At 80.1% G+C, this 4,227-nt stretch carries 3 protein-coding genes; all 3 read right to left on the bottom strand.

Features of this window, described 5'->3' with window-relative positions; all coding sequences use genetic code 11:
• A partial coding sequence (locus tag ACFWEK_RS19470; RefSeq protein ID WP_430555108.1) for a PHP domain-containing protein occupies window positions 1-1,876 on the bottom strand: 1,876 nt, incomplete at its 3' end.
• Window positions 1,869-3,611: a DNA polymerase Y family protein gene (locus ACFWEK_RS19465; RefSeq protein WP_430555107.1), complete on the bottom strand. Its 1,743-nt coding sequence runs from the start codon at window positions 3,609-3,611 to the stop codon at window positions 1,869-1,871. The genes ACFWEK_RS19465 and ACFWEK_RS19470, both read right to left, overlap by 8 nt.
• Window positions 3,611-4,227: hypothetical protein (locus tag ACFWEK_RS19460; RefSeq protein ID WP_430555106.1), on the bottom strand; the 617-nt coding region annotated here is incomplete at its 5' end. The genes ACFWEK_RS19460 and ACFWEK_RS19465, both read right to left, overlap by 1 nt.

Raw genomic sequence — 4,227 nt, 5'->3', positions numbered from 1 at the left:
GCACCTCCCCCTCGTCCGTCGCGAGCGGGTCGACGACGCGCCGGCGGCCCTGCGGGTCGCCCTGCCGATGGCCGAGCGTCGGAGACCAGTCCCGCCGGCCGGTCCCCGGCAGGTGCCCCTGGTGCGGGCGGTCACCACGCGGCCGGCCGGCTCCGGCCGGGAGCGACTCCGTCGGGCCCCACAGCGCTGCCACGCGCGCGTCCTTGGCGGCGGTGCGGTTCGCCGGCGTCCCGCCCCCGGACCCTGGGGGGCCCGAGGCCGCCCGGGCGGCCTGCGCCGCGGCGTCGGCCGCGGGGCTGACGGGGTCCGGCCCGCGGAGCGACCCCCAGCGCTCGATCGACTTGCTCCACGCGTCCTGCTGGCCGACGTCGTACCCGAGGGCGCGTGCGGCGTCGCGCACCGCGGACCGTGGCCGGTAGGAGATGACGTTCGCGACCTGCGCCGCGTGCTGCCGGCCGAACTTTCCGTAGACGTGCTGGATGACCTCCTCGCGCCGCCCGGACTCGATGTCGATGTCGATGTCCGGCGGCCCGTCCCGCTCGGGCGCGAGGAAGCGCTCGAACAGCAGGCCGTGCTTCACCGCGTCGACCGCGGTGATGCCGAGCGCGTAGCAGACCGCCGAGTTGGCGGCGCTCCCGCGCCCCTGGCACAGGATGCCCTCCCGGCGGCAGAACTCCACGAGGTCGTAGACGACGAGGAAGTAGCCGGGGAAGGTCAGGTCCTCGATGACGCGCAGCTCGTGGTCGATCTGCGCCCAGGCGCGCTCGTCGCCGGGGACGCCGGGTGCGGGCCGCGGGCCGTACCGGTCGGAGGCCCCCCGCCGCACCAGCTCGCGCAGCCAGCTGGCCTCGTCGTGCCCCGCCGGCACCGGGTAGGGCGGCAGGTTCGGCGCCACCAGGCGCAGGTCGAAGGCGCACTCCGCCGCGAGTCCCGCCGCCGCGGGGACGGCCCCCGGATGGCGCCGGTGCAGGGCCCGCATCTCGGCGGCCGAGCGCAGGTGCGCGACCGGGGCACCCGGCAGCCAGCCGTCCAGGCCCTCCAGCGAGGAGCGCGCCCGCACGGCGGCGAGCGCGCCCGCCAGGTCCGCGTCGCGCGGGCGGGCGTAGTGCGCGTTCGCGGTCGCGACGACCGGCAGCCGCGCGTCGTGGGCCAGGGCGGCGAGCGCGTCGTGCAGGTCGGCGTCCCGCGGGTCGCCCGTCGCGGTGAGCTCGACGGCCACGTTGTCCCGGCCGAACGTGGCGACCAGCAGGTCGAGCTCGCGCCGTGCCGCGTCGACGCCGCCCGCGGGGGCGGTGAGCGCGCGCCGGACGGCCCCCTTGCGGCACCCGGTGAGCACGAGCCACTCCCCGCCCGCCTCGGCCCCGAGGCCCTCGAGGTCGTACCGGGCCTTGCCCTTGACCCCCGCGTCCAGGTGGGCGGTCGCGATCGCGCGGGACAGGTTGCGGTAGCCCTGGTCGCCGCGCGCCAGCACCAGCAGGTGGGTGGCGCGCGGGTCGGGGACGCCGGTGGGCGGGTCGAGGACCGGCCGGCTCCCGGCCGTGCCCGGAGCCGCGCCGGGAGTCACGGGAGCCGGCAGGTGCAGCTCGGCGCCGAAGACCGTGGGCAGCCCCACCTTCCGCGCGGCCTCCGCGAAGCGCACCACCCCGTACAGCCCGTCGTGGTCGGTCAGGGCCAGCGCCTCCAGCCCGAGGCGCGCACCCTCGGCCGCCAGCTCCTCCGGGTGCGACGCGCCGTCGAGGAAGCTGAACGCCGAGTGCGCGTGCAGCTCCGCGTACCCGCTGGTCGTGGCCCTCTCATGACGGATGCTGCGGTTCCGCTCCTGGCGCGTGCCTCGTCCCTCGACCCCCACCCTCCGCTGCACCTCCGCCTCAGTCATAGAACGCCTCCACCTGCCACACGCCGCCGGTCTGCGCCAGCAGCAGCGCCCGCCCGTCGTCGAGCACCGCCTGCAGGTAGACGCGGCGCGCTCCCCCGCCCGCCGCCCACCAGCGCTCCGCGAGCGGCCAGGGGCCCGCCCACCCCGTCACCGCGGCGACGTCCTGCGCCCCGTCCGCCCCGCGACCGCCGCCGCACGCGACGGCGGCGGGCTCGCCGCTCATCGCGAGCCGGGCGTCCACGACGACGTCGCGCCCTGCCGCGTCGAGCACCCGGGCGGGCACCGGCTCGCCCGGCAGCCCGGCGGGCGCGGGGCTGGGCAGGGCGCCCGGCCAGGGCAGCCCGGGGTCGCGGCCCGCGCCGCCCTCCGTGCCGAAGGGGACGAGCCGCACCCGGTCGCGGGGCCCGCGGCCGCCCTGCAGCTCCACCGTGAGCACGGCGTGCCCGCCGAGCAGCCCCTGCACCCGCCCGAGCGCCCGCCGGGCACGCTCGCCCTCGCCCGCGTCCGCGCCCCACAGGCCGGGCTGGTGGGTGGTCGCCGGGACGACGTCCTCCGCCGCCAGCGCCAGGTGCGCGATCGGCGCGACGACGGGGTCGTCCGCGCCGCCCCCACGCCGGGCGGACGCCGCGGTCAGCCAGCCCTCGAGCTGCCACCGCACCCGGTCGGTGATCCGCGCCGCGCTCATCCCGCCGGCCGCGGCGTCGTCCGTGCGCCACACCCGCTCCAGCACGGCCCCCTCCCCCGCCTCCCCACCGACGTCGTCCCCGCCGAGGTCGACGCCCGCGGTGCGCGCGGTGATCCGCAGCCGCCCGCAGGCCAGCCCGCGCACGGCGAGCAGGTCGTGCAGCGCGGTGGCCAGGCGGCGCGCGGCGAAGGTCGCGACGTCGACCCGCAGGGCGGGCGGGTCGAGCTCCTCCGCGACGGCCAGGTCCTCCTCGACGCGACGCCGCGCGGGCGGGCGCAGGTCCTCGCCGCGGGCGAGCCGCTGCGCCCAGGCGCCGAGGTCGCCGAAGCGCGCCTGCACGCTCGCGGCGGGCAGGGCTGCCAGGTCGCCGAGGGTGCGCAGGCCGAGCCGCCACCACAGCCCGGCCGCCTCCCGGACGGCGGCCACCCCGGCCGGGTCGCAGACGGCGTGCACCAGCTCCCCCACGGGGCGGTCGGCGAGGAACGCCGCGGAGCCTCCCGAGGGCACGACGGCGTCCTCGCGCGCGGCGAGCACCGCCGCGAGCAGACCGTCGGCGACGCCCACCTGGCTCTCGTGCCCGGTGCGCGCGGCGACGGCGCCCACCAGGGCCTGCGCCAGCGCCAGCTCGGAGCCGTGGTAGCGCGCGGCCCCGCCCGCCGGCAGCAGGAGCAGCCCCGGGCGCGCCACCTCCAGGCCCGCCACCACCGTCTCGGCCGCGAGCGCCACCGGCTCGAACTCCCGCGCGTCGCGGGCGTCGTCGGCCGCCAGCAGCGCCACCTCGGGGCACCGCTCCTGCGCCTGCCGGCGCCGCATCCCGCGCCGCACCCCTTGGGCGCGTGCGACGGCGGAGACGGCCACGACGGTGTGCCCGGCGCCCGCCCCGCCGCCCGACCGGGCGCCGAGCACCGCCGCGGGGACGTGCGCGTCCAGCCCGGCGCCGACCAGCGCCGCCACCACCGGCCAGTCCGGGACCCACAGCACGGCCGTCCGCGAGGTCGCCCCGGACGAGGTCGTCGCGGACGCCGCGGGCACAGTCTTCCCGCCCGTCATCACGCCACCCGCAGCCGGGCGGGCGCGGAGGGGCCGTGCGCCCCGGCGCCCGGGACCGTGCCCACGGCGTCGGGGCCACCGACCACCCGCTCGACCTGCAGCGGCACGTCCACCTCGATCTCGACGGGTCGGGCGGCGGCCCCGCGACCGGTGCGCCGCACGAGCAGGGTGCGGCGGCGCAGCCAGCCCGCCCCGTGGTCCACGCCGGACCAGGTGCCGCCCCGCGCGTCGAGGGTGACGTGCGCGCCGGGCCACGTCGCCTGCGCCACCAGCACCGCGCCCCGCTCCCGGGCGCGCGCGGCCAGGCGGCGCCGGTCGGAGTCGAGCAGGGCGGCGCCCGGGCCGACGACCACCACGTCCATCCCGTCGAGCAGCGCGGCGAGGGCCGCCGGCGCGTCCGGGCCCGGGGCGGGGACGAGCACGGTCCGCCCGAGCGCGACCCCGGCGTCCGCGGCCGCCAGCATCCCGACGTCCGGCGTGCCGACGAGCGCGACCCACGCGCCGGACCGTGACGCCTCGGCCAGCAGCGCGAGCAGGAGCGTCGACGAGCCGCGGACGGCGAGCACCGTGCCTGCGGCCAGCCCGCCCTCGGGCAGGAGGGGTGCCAGCCCCGGGT

Source organism: Isoptericola sp. NPDC060257 (assembly GCF_042726645.1).
GTDB classification, from domain to species: domain Bacteria; phylum Actinomycetota; class Actinomycetes; order Actinomycetales; family Cellulomonadaceae; genus Isoptericola; species Isoptericola nanjingensis.
This window is presented reverse-complemented; position numbering and strand designations above follow the sequence as displayed.